This window comes from Nocardia sp. NPDC058499 (genome assembly GCF_042719915.1).
Classification (GTDB): Bacteria; Actinomycetota; Actinomycetes; order Mycobacteriales; family Mycobacteriaceae; genus Nocardia.
The window spans coordinates 380,467-393,277 of the sequence record NZ_JBHXMZ010000004.1 but is presented as its reverse complement, the minus strand read 5'-3'; the positions used below and the strand labels follow the sequence as shown (position 1 = coordinate 393,277).

General features: G+C 68.1%; 11 protein-coding genes and 1 pseudogene. 4 read left to right on the top strand and 8 right to left on the bottom strand.

The genetic code is table 11. From position 1 onward, the window contains the following. Positions 1-84: 84 nt before the first annotated feature. Together ACFWPH_RS15500 and ACFWPH_RS15495 are read left to right on the top strand one after the other, a co-directional pair. Entirely contained in the window at positions 85-1,068 is a 984-nt protein-coding gene (locus ACFWPH_RS15500) for an ATP-binding cassette domain-containing protein (RefSeq protein ID WP_378751414.1), read from the top strand. After that, the gene (locus tag ACFWPH_RS15495) at positions 1,065-1,889 is read left to right on the top strand and encodes an ABC transporter permease (protein ID WP_378751412.1); all 825 of its coding nucleotides are present in this window, start codon (positions 1,065-1,067) and stop codon (positions 1,887-1,889) included. The genes ACFWPH_RS15500 and ACFWPH_RS15495 overlap by 4 nt, the downstream gene beginning before the upstream one ends. An 18-nt stretch (positions 1,890-1,907) precedes the next feature. Here the strand turns inward: ACFWPH_RS15495 and ACFWPH_RS15490 are convergent, their stop codons facing one another. From ACFWPH_RS15490 to ACFWPH_RS15480, 3 genes and pseudogenes are all read right to left on the bottom strand, one after another. Continuing rightward, positions 1,908-5,360: a BTAD domain-containing putative transcriptional regulator gene (locus ACFWPH_RS15490; protein ID WP_378751410.1), complete on the bottom strand. Its 3,453-nt coding sequence runs from the start codon at positions 5,358-5,360 to the stop codon at positions 1,908-1,910. 129 nt (positions 5,361-5,489) lie between these two features. Continuing rightward, the gene (locus tag ACFWPH_RS15485; RefSeq protein ID WP_378751408.1) at positions 5,490-6,575 is read right to left on the bottom strand and encodes a PLP-dependent cysteine synthase family protein; all 1,086 of its coding nucleotides are present in this window, start codon (positions 6,573-6,575) and stop codon (positions 5,490-5,492) included. Positions 6,576-6,643: 68 nt separating this feature from the next. Further along, positions 6,644-7,003: pseudogene (locus ACFWPH_RS15480) on the bottom strand (DUF4229 domain-containing protein); the annotation flags it as partial. Between the two features lie 160 nt (positions 7,004-7,163). On the opposite strand from ACFWPH_RS15480, the gene ACFWPH_RS15475 reads away from it, so the two are divergent. Further along, complete coding sequence (locus tag ACFWPH_RS15475) at positions 7,164-7,379, top strand: BldC family transcriptional regulator (RefSeq protein WP_280416297.1); 216 nt, start codon at positions 7,164-7,166, stop codon at positions 7,377-7,379. A gap of 162 nt (positions 7,380-7,541) precedes the next feature. Then, positions 7,542-7,742, top strand: a complete 201-nt coding sequence (locus ACFWPH_RS15470) for a hypothetical protein (RefSeq protein WP_378751406.1) — start codon at positions 7,542-7,544, stop codon at positions 7,740-7,742. 507 nt (positions 7,743-8,249) lie between these two features. Here the strand turns inward: ACFWPH_RS15470 and ccsB are convergent. The 5 genes from ccsB to ACFWPH_RS15445 form a co-directional block, all read right to left on the bottom strand. After that, positions 8,250-9,218, bottom strand: a complete 969-nt coding sequence (gene ccsB / locus ACFWPH_RS15465) for a c-type cytochrome biogenesis protein CcsB (RefSeq protein ID WP_378751404.1) — start codon at positions 9,216-9,218, stop codon at positions 8,250-8,252. A gap of 91 nt (positions 9,219-9,309) precedes the next feature. Then, positions 9,310-10,926 carry a cytochrome c biogenesis protein ResB gene (locus ACFWPH_RS15460; protein ID WP_378751402.1) on the bottom strand — a complete coding sequence of 539 codons (1,617 nt, stop codon included), beginning with the start codon at positions 10,924-10,926 and terminating at the stop codon, positions 9,310-9,312. Continuing rightward, positions 10,923-11,807, bottom strand: a complete 885-nt coding sequence (locus tag ACFWPH_RS15455; RefSeq protein WP_378751400.1) for a cytochrome c biogenesis CcdA family protein — start codon at positions 11,805-11,807, stop codon at positions 10,923-10,925. Before ACFWPH_RS15455 ends, ACFWPH_RS15460 begins: the two co-directional genes overlap by 4 nt. Next, a complete protein-coding gene (locus ACFWPH_RS15450) occupies positions 11,804-12,055 on the bottom strand; it encodes a hypothetical protein (protein ID WP_378751398.1) in 252 nt (83 codons plus the stop codon). The genes ACFWPH_RS15455 and ACFWPH_RS15450 overlap by 4 nt, the downstream gene beginning before the upstream one ends. Beyond that, positions 12,052-12,606: a TlpA disulfide reductase family protein gene (locus tag ACFWPH_RS15445; RefSeq protein WP_280463365.1), complete on the bottom strand. Its 555-nt coding sequence runs from the start codon at positions 12,604-12,606 to the stop codon at positions 12,052-12,054. Before ACFWPH_RS15445 ends, ACFWPH_RS15450 begins: the two co-directional genes overlap by 4 nt. Between the last annotated feature and the right edge of the window lie 205 nt (positions 12,607-12,811).

Genomic DNA, 12,811 nt, shown 5'->3' with positions numbered 1-12,811 from the left:
GCCCGATGTCAACAAAAATTGACGAAAGGCCGCCGCAATCGCCGCGCAAGGGCCGTGCAAGACGGGGACGCAACCGTGGTCACCATGACGAATCACGTATCAGCGGCGCCGCTCGCCATCGAGGCGACGGGCCTGGTCAAGGTGTTCGGCACCCAGCGCGCCGTCGACGGAGTGAGCCTGGCGGTACCGCAGGGCTCCGTCTACGGCGTCCTGGGGCCGAACGGCGCCGGTAAGACCACCACCATCCGCATGCTCGCAACCCTGCTGCGGCCCGACGGCGGCAACGCGCAGGTTTTCGGTCACGATGTACTGCGCGAACCGTCCACCGTCCGTTCACTCATCGGGGTGACCGGCCAATACGCCTCGGTGGACGAGGACCTGACCGCCACCGAGAACCTGATGATCTTCTCCCGGCTACTCGGGCTGAGCCGGCCCGCGGCTCGCCGCCGGACCGCCGAGCTCCTGGAGGAATTCGCGCTCACCGAGGCCGCCGGAAAAGCGCTGAAGAACTTCTCCGGCGGTATGCGCCGCCGGCTGGACCTGGCCGCCGGCCTCATCGCGACACCCCCGCTGCTGTTCCTCGACGAACCCACCACCGGCCTGGACCCGCGCACCCGCGCCCAGATGTGGGAAACCATCCGCAAGCTGGTCCGCAACGGTGCGACGGTGCTGCTCACCACCCAGTACCTCGACGAGGCCGACCAGCTCGCCGACCGGATCGCGGTGATCGACCACGGCCGGGTGATCGCCGACGGCACCGCCGACGAGCTCAAATCCTCTATCGGCGGTTCCTCACTGCATCTCACGCTGGCGGTGAGCTCCCAGCTCGATACCGCCCGCCGCATCATCGCCGAAGTACTGGGCAGCGAACCGCAGCCCACCCCCGAGGCCGGCCGGCTCACCGCCGCCCTGCCCGACCCCAACGACACCACCGAACTGCTGGTCCGGTTGCGCGAACGCAACATCGCGGTCGACGAGATCACCGTGAGCAAACCCAGTCTCGACGAAGTCTTCCTCACCCTCACCGGCCACCCGGCCGATACCGATACCGAACGGACGGCGGCATGACCACCACCCTCATCGAACCCACCACCGCGCCGGCGCGGCCGGTGCCCCCGCCGACCGGCCGGGTCGGTCTGCGCCGGACCGTGGACAACACCTTGACCATGGCCTATCGCGGGCTCCTGAAGATCAAACACAACCCCGAACAACTCTTCGACGTGGTCATCCAGCCGGTGATCTTCACCCTGATGTTCACCTATATCTTCGGCGGCGCCATCTCCGGCGATGTCCAGAGCTATCTGCCGGTGATCATTCCGGGCATTCTCGTGCAGACCGTGGTGATGACCTCGGTGGTCACCGGAGTACAGCTGAAGGAGGATATGGAGAAAGGCGTATTCGACCGGTTCAAATCCCTGCCCATAGCGCGGATCTCGGCACTGTCGGGGGCACTCACCGCCGATATGGTCCGCTACGGTATCGCCTCGGTGCTGACCGTCGTCATGGGCCTGCTCATGGGGTACCGGCCGAATGCCGCGGGTGTCGCGGCGGCCGTCGCGCTGGTCGTCGTCTGCTCGTTCGCCACGAGCTGGATCTGGGCGTTCTTCGGTGTCATCGCGAACAAAGCTTCTGCGGTGCAGGGCTACTCGATGCTGGTGATGTTCCCGCTGACCTTCGCCTCACCCGCGTTCGTCCCGAAGGAGACGATGCCGGGCTGGCTGCAGGCGTTCATCGACGTCAACCCGGTCTCGCATCTGGTGTGGGCCTGCCGGGAGCTGATGAACACCGGGCATATCGGTATGCATGTGGTCTGGTCGCTGGTGGGCGCCGCGGTGATCGTCGCGATCTTCGCGCCACTGACCGTGCGGTCCTATATGCGCCGCGCCTGACCGCCGTCCCGGACCCGTTCAGCCTGCCGCGGGCCGGGCGAGCGGGTCCGGTAGATGCGTGCTCACCTCGCGGATCAGTTCCACGATCCGTGCGGCGGCCACGGCGCGGCGCAACCCACTCGCGGCGGTGACGGCCCCGTTCAGCCGATCGGCCCCTACCCGGTCGCGCCACAGGTCACGGTGCCGGTCCCACCGCAGCACGGGATAGTCCTGCCGGGACACCACCCGCGGCGCCAGTGCCAGCAGTTCCACCCCGGCCGCCTCGTGTTCGCCCAGCATGAGCAGACCCGAGCCGGCGGCACAGGCCACCGCGCCGAGCTGCGGCAGGTCCAGCACATAACCGAATCGTCGCGGCGCCAGATCGATGAGCTCGGGCACCAGCCGCGCGACCACATCACCGCGCTCGTACAGCACATGCGCCGCCAGCGCCGCCGACCCGGTCAGCAACAGACCCGGGCCCGGTGTGGTTTCCTGGACCGGCCAGCCGATCAATTCGAGCGCACGCCGGAAATGCCGCAGTCCGGCATCGATTTCGCCGTCGACGAGCTCGATCCCGGCCAGTACGGCGGCGATCGTCGACAATCGGTGATTGCGGTGGATCCCCGGATCGTCGACCACCGCCAAATCTGCCCCACCGGAACCGGAGAACCCCAGCGCGGTGGCGAGTTCCCGCCGGGCCCGCGCCGGTTCGCCGCTGCCGGCCAGCGATGCCGCCAGATACGAATGGACTTCCAGGCTTTCCTCGTAGGCGCGGATCCGGTGCAACAGCTCCGCCGCTTCCTCGTAGAACGCAACCGATTCGCGATACTGCGCGACCTGCCCGGCCAGTGACCCCCGATGCTGGGCGAGCATCGCCCGGCTCCACACCTCCGCTTCGGTCACGGCCGGCACGGCCGCGCGGGCGTCGCGGCTCGATTCGTGGATGCGGCCCATGTTCTCCCAGATATTGGTGCGGGCCATCAGCGCCAATGATCTGGTGTGCCGGTCGGGCGAACGGGTCGCGCGCGCCAGCAGCCGGGCCAGCCGGAGCGAATCGGGCGGGCAGGTCAGCAGCTGGGCGAGAAACCGGAACGACGCACGCAGGCCGGTATCGCCCCGCAGCAGTAGCCGGGCCCGGCTCCGCACCAGTGCCAGCTGCCGGAGACTGCGGTCCATGAAGGCCAGATGCATGGCCACCACGACGTGGCAGGCTGTTTCCAGTTCCGCGTACACCCCACGGGAAGCCACCGGTGGCGCCATCGCGAGCACCCGGGGGATCCAGCCCATGAGTTCGAGGTTCGCCCCGTGCATGATCCACCGCATGGCCGCGACCGGGAAGACCACATACATGGTCTGCGCGTCGCCGGCCGATTCGGCGCGACGCAGGACGGTGACCAGATTGTCCAGTTCCACCGCCACGGTCAACGCCGGCCCCAGCTCGTCACCGCGGCCGTAGCATTCGGCCATCAGCACCGCGAAATCCCGCGCCCAGCACGCCATCCGGGTTTCCACCAGATCGATTTCCGACCCCGGCCCGGTATCTGCCGCCACAAGTTCTTGTTCACCGAATTCGCGGACGGTTTCCAGCATCCGGTAGCGCAGCCCGGCACCCTCGGCCTCGACGACGGTCAGCAGTGACTGCCCGACCAGCCCGTCCACCGCCGCCGCGATATCACCGACCGGTGTTGCATCGCCGGCGGCCGATATCGCCCCGGCACCGGCCGCCGCCGGGGGATCGCCGGCCGCCGCACCGCCGGCGACCGTTTCGGCTGCCGCGAGTGTGAAACCCCCCGGAAAACGGCACATCCGGCGCAACGTGACCTGCTCGTCCGGTTCCAGCAGATTCCAGCTCCAGGCAATGACCGCGTGCAGGGTGCGATGGCGTTCCGGTGACGTCCGGTCCCCGCTGCGCAGCAACGCGAAACGCCGGTCCAGCCGCCGCTCGATATCCTCGACACTCATCGTGCGCACGCGGGCGGCGGCGAGTTCGATCGCCAGCGGCAGCCCGTCGAGTGTGCGGCAGAGCCGCGCTACGACTTCCATATCGAGACGTACGGACGGGCGCACTGCCCGCGCCCGTGCGCTGAACAGTTCGGTGGCCGGAGAACCGGCGGCATCGCTGGCCAGCGGCCCCAGCGGATACACCGTCTCGGCGGTGATGGCCAGCGGCGCCCGGCTGGTGGTGAGCACGGTGAGCTGCGGGCAGCTGCCCACCAGATCCGCCACGACCGTCGCCGCAGCGTCGACCAGATGCTCGCAATTGTCCAGTACGAGCAGCATGGGCCGGGCCGACAGCGCGTCCCGTAATCGCCGGCGGGTATCGGGCCGGGCAACCGGCGACGGCAGTCCCGGCTCCCGCCTGACCTCACCGAGCCCCATGGCCGCGGCCGTGGCCGATTCGATATCCACCACAGCCTCTGCCGTCGAACCACCGGGCCGGACCGAGGCCAGTTCCACCAGTACCACCGGCTGGTTTCCGGCTTCCCGGTGCGCGAGCTCGTTGGCGACCCGTGTCTTCCCGGCACCACCCGGCCCGAGCACGGTGGTGACCCGGGAACCCCGCAGCAGCCGGGACAGTGCGGCCAGATCGTCCGCCCGGCCGAGCAATGCGTTGGGCGCCGCCCGTACGCCGACCGCCGACGGCACCCGGGCCGCCGAGCCGGTGCCGGGCGCGGACGAAGTCTCCTGCCGCGGTGTGAATCGACCGCGCAGAACGGCGGTATTCAACTCGGTGATCGCGGGCCCGGGGTCGGTGCCGAGTTCACCGGCGAGCGCTGCCCGCAGATCGGCGAACACCCCGAGCGCCTCGCTGTCGCGACCGGCCGTGGCCAGCAGCCGCATGAGCGTATGCGCGACCGCCTCGGCGGTCGGCCGGCGGCGCAGTTGCCGCCGGGCCACCGCTATCGCGCCGTCGAGATCGCCTGTTGCCGCGCGGGTCTCCCGCTCGACCTCGTCGAGTACCTCGCCCTGCGCCGCGGCCGCGGCGGCCAGTTCGCCGGCGAGCGGGCCGGCGGGCAGATCCGCACCCGGTTCCCCCGACCACAGCGCGCGGGCCCGGTCGATACTGCGCTGGGCCGCTTCCACCTCGCCTGCGGTCAACTGGGCGCGCGCCTGCCCCGCCAGCTCCCGCACCGCGGTGAGGTCGACCTGGTCCGCGCGCAGCGCCAGCCGGTAGCCGCCCGGCCCGGCCTCCAGCACCCCGTCCGGTAACGCCGACCGCAACCGGGAGATCTGGGTGTGCAGCGCGTTCGCCGGTGCCCGCGGCGGTTCGTCTCCCCAGACCTCGTCGATGAGGGCGGCGGCGCTACGGGTCCGGCCCGGCCGCAAGGCCAGTGCGACCAGCAGCGAACGCGCCCGATTGCCCGGTACCTCCACCAGCGTGGAGTCGCGGCGCAGCGCGATCCGGCCCAGGAGGGTGACCACGAGCGGATCGTCCGCCGATACCGGCGTCACGGCATATCGGCCGCCCGAGCGGCCCGGATCGAGAACCATACCGGTGTCATCGTATGCGCCTGCCCCCGCGGCGAGCCGCGCCCGAGCCCCACCACAGCGGGCTGCGCCTGCATTCACCGCAGCGGACCGCGCCGAAATCCGGGCGGCGCTCCGCGGCGCACGCAGGTATCAGCCGGACCAGCGGCCGGTCGCGACGAACTCCTCCAGCGCCGCCGTAGGGCCCGCCAGATCCCAGCCCTGGGCGGCAACCCATTCGTCGTCGTAGTAGGTACCCGCGTACCGTTCGCCGCCGTCGCACAGCAGTGTCACCACGCTGCCGCCGCGTCCGGCCGCCCGCATCTCCGCGATCAACGCGCACGCACCCCAGAAGTTCGTACCGGTCGACCCGCCGGCCTTCCGGCCCAGCCCGGCACTCGCGAACCGGGCCGCGGCGATCGATGCGGCGTCGGGTACGTGGATCATCCGGTCCACCACCTCCGGGACGAACGAGGGCTCCATCCGCGGCCGCCCGATCCCCTCGATCCTGGAGGGCAGGCCGGTCGTGTAGTCGCGGGCCCCGGTTTCGTAGGCGCCGTAGAACGCGGAGTTGTCCGGGTCGACAACGGCCAGCCGGGTCGTATGCCGGCGGTAGCGCAGGTAGCGGCCGATGGTCGCGCTGGTTCCGCCGGTTCCGGCGCCGACGACGATCCATTCCGGGACGGGATCGGTTTCCAGCCGCAACTGGTCGAAGATCGATTCGGCGATGTTGTTGTTGCCCCGCCAGTCGGTGGCGCGTTCGGCGTTTGTGAATTGATCGAGGTAGTGACCGCCGCATTCGGCCGCCAGCCGCGCCGCCTCGGTGTACATATCCGGGGGGCGTTCCACATAGTGGCACCGCCCGCCCTGCGCTTCGATGAGGGCGATCTTCTGCGGCGAGGTACGCGCCGGGACCACCGCCACGAAATCCAGCCCGAGCAGTTTGGCGAAGTACGCCTCGCTCACCGCCGTCGATCCCGAGGAGGCCTCCACGATGGTGGTGCCCTCGGTGATCCAGCCGTTGCACAGTCCGTACAGGAACAGCGACCGCGCCAGCCGGTGTTTCAGGCTGCCGGTGATATGGGTCGATTCGTCCTTGAGGTAGAGCCGGATATTCCACTCCGGTGGCAGCGGGTAGCGCAGCAGATGGGTATCGGCGCTGCGCTGCGCGTCGGCGTCGATGAGCCGTACCGCGTTATCGGCCCAGTCCCGCGGGTTACCGCGAGTGCAGGTTTTCACGCCGCACCGCCGGTGCCGCCCGGTTCCTCTCCTTCGGCCTTACCTTTCGGTGGTTTACCGGATGTGCCGGGTTCGGTTTCACCCGTCCCGGCCGGGTCTGCTTCGCCGCGCAAGCGGGCCCGCAGTTGCGCCTTGTCCCGGCGGCGGCGTTCGTCGACCGCAGCGATATCGGAGTTCACCTGTACGCGCAGCCCCTTGAACAGGGTGAGCGAGAGCGGCATGGCGATCACGATGGCGAACAGGATCGCCACGATCAACGGCACCTGTACCGAAACCACCCACGCACCCGCCATGATCACGGCGGTGAGTATCACGACCAGTACCAGCCGGGCCAGCGTGTAGAGCGCCAGGTTGCGGGCGAGTCGCCGGCCGGGCGACGTCCCGGGCTGCGGGGCGGTCGATTCCTCGGAAGGGTTCGCGTCACTCACCTGACCAGCGTAAGCGACCGGCCTGCACCCGCCGCACGGGCACATCCGATTTGTCCATTACCTCCGCTTTACCAACAGTAGGTGGTTCGAACACCCGGGGGTCGCGGTGCCACTATGTCGGAATCCGATGAGAAAACGTGACGAAACAGAAAGGTTTGCCATGACCGCGATTGCCGTCGGGGCCCAGGAGAACCTGCTGACCCCCGGCCAGGTTGCTTCCCTGTTCCACGTAGACCCCAAGACCGTCACCCGCTGGGCACACGCGGGACGGCTCGGTTCCCTGCGCACTCCGGGTGGCCATCGCCGGTTCCGCGAATCGGAGGTGATGCGATTGCTCGAATCGCTCACCACCGAGGCAACCGTGCAGGGCGCCTGATCCGGATACGCACCGCACCGGAACGGGGGTGACTCGGCCGGCCGGCAGTGGCGCGGCCGAGTGCGACCCGTAGCGGTTCCTCCGGTGTGAGCCGCCCGCCGTGGGCGGCGAACTCACCCTCCGGCAGTTCCGGAGTTAACCTCGATAGAGGAGGTGAGCCACGTGATCTACGTGTTGGCACTCATCGCGATCGTGGTGATCGCAGTGCTGTGCTGGAAAGCATTCGGCCCCGCGGGCCCCGCATCGGCCCCGGGACCCGCCCGTAAACGTGTGGTCGGACCGGATGACGATCCCGAATTCCTCTGGCGTATCTCGCGCCCGCAGAAACATACGGACGGCGATTCGGATTCCACCGAGCATTGATTCCGCGCCGAGGACAAAGACACCGGGAATCGGTCCGGACAGCCGATGACGCGCGCCTAATCGGCCGTACTGTCCAATTGCGGTAAACCTTCCACCGCCCGTAATTTATCGGCAACTCCGGCCAGGCGATCCAGCGCCTCGGCCGGCAGCCCGACAGCGGTCTGTACCAATCTCACGAGGGAATCCGGCTCGAGACCGCAGATGATCGCGGAGTTCGCAGAGTTCGCGGTCTCGGATGTACAACAATCCACGTCGACGCCGGTATCCGAACTGATATTCTCCGAATCCACTGCCGCTCTCCTCACTGTTCGACGCGGCTTTATCCGCGTGGTGGAGGGGAAATGACCGTTCACACCCGATTTTCGCGAGAGCTACCGGGCTGTATGCAATTCAGCTGTTACCGACGGAACAATAGCAACTCAGCATTGCAGTGGAGTAACGATCATCGGCGCGGTAATGCCGTGTCGAATGAAGGCGGTTCGAATCGTTACGGAAGTGCGGGCCGAATCAGGTCAGGCCGGAGTAGCTGTGCAAACCCGAAACGACCAGATTGATGATGAACAGGTTGAACAGCATCGCCACGAATCCGGCCACATTGATCCACGCAGCTTTCGTATCCCGCCAGCCCGACGTTGCCCGGGCATGCAGATACGCGGCATACAGCACCCAGGCGATGAACGAGCACGTTTCCTTCGGGTCCCAGCCCCAGAACCGTCCCCAGGCCGCCTCGGCCCAGATCGCGCCGAGGATGACACCCGCACCGAAGAGCGGGAAGCCGATGATCGTGGTCCGGTAGGCCAGCCGATCGAGGGTGCGCGCATCGGGGAGCCGGCGCGCCACGGCACCGAGGATATTGCCCGATTCCGCCCCCTCGGGCTGCCGCAGCCGGTAGAGGAACAGCAGGCTGGCGATACCGGAAACCAGGAACACCCCACTGCCGATACTGACGATCGTGACGTGCAACGGCAGCCAGAACGACCGCAGCGCCGGCACCACGGGCGCGGCATCGGAATAGAGCACCGTTCCGGCGAGGAACATCAGGATCAGCACCGGCACCAGCAGGAACGCCCACATAGCGCGGTAGCGCTGGTCGCGCATGAACACGAGCCCCACCACCGCGGCCGCGGCAGTCGCCATGGATACGAACTCGTACATATTGCCCAGCGGGAACCGGCCGGTCGCGAAACCACGCAGCACGATCGAGGCGATCTGCAGGCCGACCGCCACGAACAGCACCGAGAAGGCGATATTGCCGAGACGCTCGGACAGCGGCGTACGCGGCTCCTCGCTGACCTTGCCCGGCGTATCACTGCCCGCGGCGACTCCCCCGGCCGGGACCAGTTCCCGTTCGCTCACCTGGCGGGCCCGGGCGGAGGCGTACTGCACGATCAGCAGCAACAGCACCAGCGCGTACACAACGGTCGCCGTTTCATAGGCGAGGTCGCTGTAGCGTGCGAGAGTGTCGTCGATCGACATCCTTGTTCTCCCGTGTTCGTACCGCGGTGCCTTACGGGCACCGACGCCTGACCTGCATGGCGTGGCGCGCCGACTACCGCCGGGCCCGCGTTCACCTGTCGGACGTGTCCAGCAGGCGGTGCCGCAGGCGATCGAATTCCCCGCCCCAACCGGCCTGGTCGGTGCGGGCGAGCCCACCCATCTCTACTACGACGCGTCGTTGGTCCACGGTACCCTCCGGAGTCACCCGCAGCCAGACCCGCCTCCGGGTAATCAGCAGGGATACCAGCAGACCGGCCATCATGACCACCGCGCTCACCAGCACCCACTGCTGCGCCGGATCGTGCGAGACCTGGATATTCGCGAACTCCTCGGCCCCGTCGAACCGGACCTCGGTGCCGTTGGACAGAGTGGTCGATTCACCGGGCCGCAGGTTCACCCGGGCCTCTTTGTCGAGCCGGCCCTGCCGCACCATTTCCTGATCGAGCGCGAAGATCGACTGGGGCCGGCCGGTATCCAGACCGGTGTCACCGCGGTAGATATCCACCGCGACCGCCGGATCTGTCATAGCCGGATACACCGAGGTGAGCAGCTTCCCGTGGAAACTCGCGGTCGGTGCGAACAGGCCCTCGATCGCGATCTGGTTCTGCCGCCGCTCCGCATCCGTGGCATACATCCCACCGGGCGGATCGATACGCAACACACCGCTGGACAGGAAGGTGGTGGCGTCGTTGGGCGCCCACTGCACGGTCTCGGTGCGGGTCTCGCCGTTCGGGAACGTCACGGTGAACGTCGGGGCGTACCCGTGTCCCTGCAGATAGACCCGGTCGCCGCCGACCCGCAGCGGATGGTTGACCTGGATGGTCGTATCCCGCCAGGTATTCGTCGCCAGATCGTCGCCCGCCTGATACGAGATATCGGAGGTGAACATCTCGGCCTGACCGTTTTCCAGATAGTCGGCACGGAAATTCTTCACCTTGACACACATCGGGGTCATCCCGGTGCCGTCGTTGACGTTGCCGGTGCGGAACGAATCGAAAACCGCCGGCGAGGTCGTGCAGAAGCCCGGCCCGCCGTTGGCGATCACGATCACATTGCCTTCGTAGCCGAACAGTTTGCCCACCGCGATGGCCACCAGCAGCGCCACCAGCGCGAGATGGAAGACCAGATTGCCGAGTTCGCGCGTGTAGCCCTTCTCCGCCGAGAGCGTCACCTCACCCTCGCGCTCCCCGGGGCGGATCTCGGTGCGCCAGCCGCGTAATCCGGCGCGGGCCCGGTCGGTGATCTCCGCGGCGGTACCGTCGACGACCACGCGATGGTGATGCGGTAGCCGGGCCAGATTGCGCGGTACCCGCACCGGCGGGGTGCGCAGAGCGCGGTAGTGGTCCACGGTGCGCGGCAGGATGCAGCCCACCAGCGAGATGAACAGCAGCACGTACACCGCGGTGAACCAGAAACTGGAGAACACATCGAACAGTTCGAACCGGTCCATCCACTCCCCGAGGACCGGGCGGTCGGCGATGTACTCGTCGACCTTCTGCTCGTTCAGGCTCCGCTGCGGCAGCAGCGCACCGGGTATCGCGGCCAGGGCCAGCAGGAACAGCAGCACCAGTGCGGTGCGCATACTGGTGAGCCCACGCCAGGTGTTACGCACGAACGCCCAGGCACGGCCCAACGGGGACTGCCGGGGCGGACGGGGGGTCGCCTCGGGTAGGTCGGTCACGGTCATATCGGCAACGTCACCTCTGCGACGAAACCGTCGCGCACCCAGCCGACGAACAGATCCCACGCCCCGGTCACCAGCGCCACCCCGACCGCCACGAGCAGCAGCCCGCCGACCACCTGGATGGTCCGGGTATTGCGCCGCAGCCAGCCCACACCGCGCAGCGCACTCGCCGACCCGAACGCCAGCACCACGAACGGCAACCCGAGCCCGGCGCAGTACGCGACGATCAGCGCGACCCCGCGCACGGCGGTGGTGCCTTCGGTACCCGCGGCCACCGCCATCACACCGGACAGGGTCGGCCCCAGGCACGGCGTCCAGCCGAGCGCGAACACCCCACCGAGCAGCGGGGCACCGGCGATCCCGGTGAACCGGCGCGGCGCCATCCGGGTATCGCGCTGCAATGCCGGGATGAGCCCGAGGAAGGCCAGGCCCATCACGATGGTGACCACACCGCCCAGCCGCTGCAGCAGCTCACGGTTCACGTTCAGCGTTTGGATGAGCCCGAAAACAGTGGCCGTGGCCAGGACGAACACCACGGTGAAACCGGCGACGAACAGCCCGGCCGCACCGGCCACCCGCAAACGTCCCGTATCCGGCGCGGGACCGGTTTCCTCGGGTGCCGCGGTTCCGGTCAGCACGGCGGTGGAACCCGAACCGGTAGCGGCCGCGGCGCGGTCACGACGGGCCTGGTCGACCGTCACCGGCGGCGCCTGGGCGCCCACCAGACCGGCCAGATACGACAGATACCCCGGCACCAACGGCACTACGCACGGCGAGGCGAACGACACCAGACCGGCCAGCAGGCAGGCGCCGAGGGCCAACAGCAGCGGCCCCGTGGCCGCTGTCTGCTGAAATGACTCCCCCACTCCTGCCAGCACAATCAACTCGAACTACGCTCCGGTTCCGATTCGGGATTGTTCGCCCGCCGGTCGCCGGCCCGGCCGGCCGGCGCGGTCGAACCACGCGCGCCCGAGGGCCGCGAATTCGCCACCTTCCGGTCGCTACCGGTGGTTTCGGCCGGCTGTAGCTCCCAGGAGCCCAGCGACGATTTCACCAGTACCTCGGCACGGACGCCGCGCGGCGGGCGGGTCGCCCCGTACCGGCGTACGCCTCGAGACCGCAAACTCCTCATGATGCTCCCTCCGCGGCGATGCGCTGCACCACCGGCATAAGATCCTCGGCAATTAGGGCGCGCAGGAACACCGCCGCTACCCGATGGTCCCGATCCAGCACCACGGTGGTGGGAACGACGCTGGTCGGGATGCCACCGAGCGCCAGCAGTGAGCGCATTGGCGGGTCGTAGATCGACGGATAACCGATGTTGTTGTCGGTAACGAAATCGCGAGCCTTGTCCCGATGATTGTCGCGGACATTGATCCCGAGGAAAGCAACCCCGAGATCCTTGGTCTGCTCGTAGACCTGTTCGAGCGCGGGCGCCTCGGCACGGCACGGGCCGCACCACTGCCCCCAGATATTGATCACGACCACCTGTCCGGGGAAATCGTCCACCGAAATCGTCTTGTCGTCGTCCGACATCAGATCCGGTCCGGAAAGGTCGCCGATGGTGCCGCGAGCAGACGGCGGATCGTAGAAGATCTCGGTCTGCCCACCGGGTGAAACGAATTCGAACGTGCCGCCGCCCGTCGCGACCGCGTCGGTCCCGGTCGAACAGGCCGGAACCATCGCGAGACACACCAGCGCGGCGAGGGCCGGCAGCAGCCGGCCGCGGAGCGCCGAGGCGACCTTGTTCATACGCCGGACCCACTCATGCTGTATTCATTGCGCATGACCGCGGGCCCTGCGTGGTTACGCTGCGCTACCGCCTCCGGGCCTGACGCGCTCATGCTGTGTCCATTGCGCATGACCGCGGGCCCTGCGTGGTTACGCT